Source organism: Frankia sp. CcWB2, from assembly GCF_977927585.1.
Window position 1 is genome coordinate 6766 of the sequence record NZ_CDWRCM010000055.1, and the last position, 2310, is coordinate 9075.

General features: G+C 71.3%; 2 protein-coding genes. Both read right to left on the reverse strand.

Translation table 11 applies throughout. The annotated features are described in order from the left end of the window. Window positions 1-377 precede the first annotated feature (377 nt). On the reverse strand, window positions 378-1940 hold the full coding sequence (locus tag ACY45C_RS08265) for a CYTH and CHAD domain-containing protein (RefSeq protein WP_462187035.1): 1563 nt from the start codon (window positions 1938-1940) through the stop codon (window positions 378-380). 185 nt (window positions 1941-2125) lie between these two features. Then, on the reverse strand, window positions 2126-2310 hold a 185-nt coding region (locus ACY45C_RS08270), incomplete at its 5' end, for a CPBP family intramembrane glutamic endopeptidase (RefSeq protein ID WP_462187036.1).

Genomic DNA, 2310 nt, shown 5'->3' on the forward strand with positions numbered 1-2310 from the left:
ACCCGCACCGCGCGGGCCCCGGGCCGAACGTCAGGAAGCTGCAAGAGACCCTGACGTTGTTCCGCCGCGCCTCGGTTGAGACGCGAACCGCCGAACTCCGGCCAGGGACGACGCTACACGGACGGAGGCCTTCGCGGGAGTCCTCCGGGCAAGGAAGTCCGCTTCATGCCCCGGTCACAGAACAACGCAGCAGGTCCGGCCGCAGGCAGCTCCACCCGTCCCGTCCGGCAATCCGTCGAGCTGACAGGGATTTCCTGAGCGTGCCGGCCCGTGGCGGATGGTCGTGCGCCCGATGGCCCGGATGTAGCGCACGGATGGGTGACGCGGAGGAGGTAATCGGTCAGACCACGGCAGAGCCCACCCGGCACGGCCCCGGGTCAGCGGATCCAGCGGCGGTGCCGGGCCGCCGAGATCGCGGGCCACGCATCGAAGAAGTCTCGTTCCGCCATGCGTGCCCGGCACTCCTCCAGGCCCAGCAGGACACCCAGAGTAAACGCGGTGGGGGCGCCCTGGGCCTGCGCTGCCGTCCCCCAGTCCCCCAGCAGCCTGCGCGCGACGGTGGCGTCCTGATGGGTTCCGAGCAGCTCCTGCGCGATCTGGGCCTGCTCGACCAGCCGCGCCGCGTCATTCCCGTACAGCGGCGCGACGGCCTCCGCCGCGTACCGCAACCGCTTGGCCTGCTTGCGGGCGGAATGCAGCAGTTCGTCCCGTTCCTGGCCGACTTTCAGAGCGGTCGCGGCGCGGACCTTCTTCGCCAGCTTCCGGTCGGCGCCGAGCAGCAGGTCGGGAAGGGCCTTGCCGGCCGGACGGGCCGCCGCGGGGGTGAGCGGGCCCCGCAGCAGGGTGAGCAGGTTGGAGACGAGGGCGAAGTACCGGTCACTGCGCAACATCGCCAACACCTCCGCCCGGCCGTTGGCCGTGCCGGCGCCGAGGTGCGCGGTGACCGTCTTGTGCACGGGCTCCACGACCAGCTCGGTGGGCAGCTCCGCCAGGCGGGTCTCGAAATAAGCGGCCTGGACCTCGGCGTCGCGGGCGCCGGAGAGCGCGCCGGCGAGGTCCCGCAGCTCGCCGTCCAGGAAGAGCGCTCTCTCGGGCGGGAACAGCGGCGCGAACGTCCGCAGGGTGCTGCGGGCCCGACGGCAGGCGACGCGCATCTTGTGGACCGCCTCGGGCTCGTCGAGCCGCACCCGCGGATCGGCCGCGAGCAGGGCACGCGCCTGTTCGATCAGGTAGGCCCGTACCACCTCGCCCGCCGGCGTCCTGCGTCGTGGCTTGCGCGGCGGCGAAGGGACGTCCGGCCCGGGGCCGGCGGCCAGCGCCTCACCCAGGACCCGCGCGAGCTTCGAGGAGTCCACCGCCGGGGTGGCGCCCGCGGCCGTGAGCAGACCGGCGACCTCGTCGAGCACCTCGGGCCCGCCGTCGACGAGTTCGACCTCGATCTCCCGCCAGCTGCTCAGTACCGTCTTCTCCCCCAGAGTCTGCGCGGAGACCTGGTCATCGACGACCTCGGCCAGGTCGACTCCGACCGTGCCCCGCAGCCGGCGCGCTGTCCGCAGCGTCCGCAGCCTGGCGACCGGCCGCAGCTCGGCGCCGCGCAGATGGACCGACACCAGATCGACAAACTCCGCGGGAGGGCTGTACCGCGGGCCCAGGGTCACCCCGCCCACGCCCTCGTCGAGCGGGAGCTGAAGCTCGTCCCGCTCCCCCACCCGGACGGGCAGCTTGAGGTGCCATCCGGCGTCCGCTCCACCGGTCCGACGCCGCAGTGTGATCTTGTTACGGGCCAGCCGGAGATCGTCGCTGTCGTAGTAGACGGCCTCCAGACTGACGGTCTTGCGGGTGCGCGCGGTGGCGACGCCCGCGACCTCCCCTAACTTCGGGAGCACAAAGGTCGGTTCGACCGAGAACTTGCGCTCGATCTCGCGGATTCCGTTGACCATCGGTCCTCCCCGACCAGCCATACCGCGGCAGGCACTCGACGGCTACGCCTTCCGGCGCCCCGTGGCCTTCCGGCGCCCCGAACCCGCCAACGTTGACGTCCTCGAACGATCCACCGCCCCGCGGTGCACCGTTGAGATATGCATCGTACGCCCAGCAGACGATCTATATTTCCCCACCCGTAACCTTAGCGCGACGCTGGGATCCAGGAGATCTTTCCGACCAACGCCACGTATCCGACGAACGCGACGGTGTCGATGAGTGCGTGGGCGATGACGAGCGGCAGCACCCGGCCGGTCCGCTGGAACAGCCGGCCGAACAGCAGGCCCATCGCGAGGTTGCCGGCGAACCCACCGAGCCCCTGGTAGAGGT

Bases quoted from the DNA above. Each gene is read 5' to 3' on its own strand.
- ACY45C_RS08265 (WP_462187035.1), bottom strand. From the start codon at position 1,940: ATGGTCAACGGAATCCGCGAGATCGAGCGCAAGTTCTCGGTCGAACCG.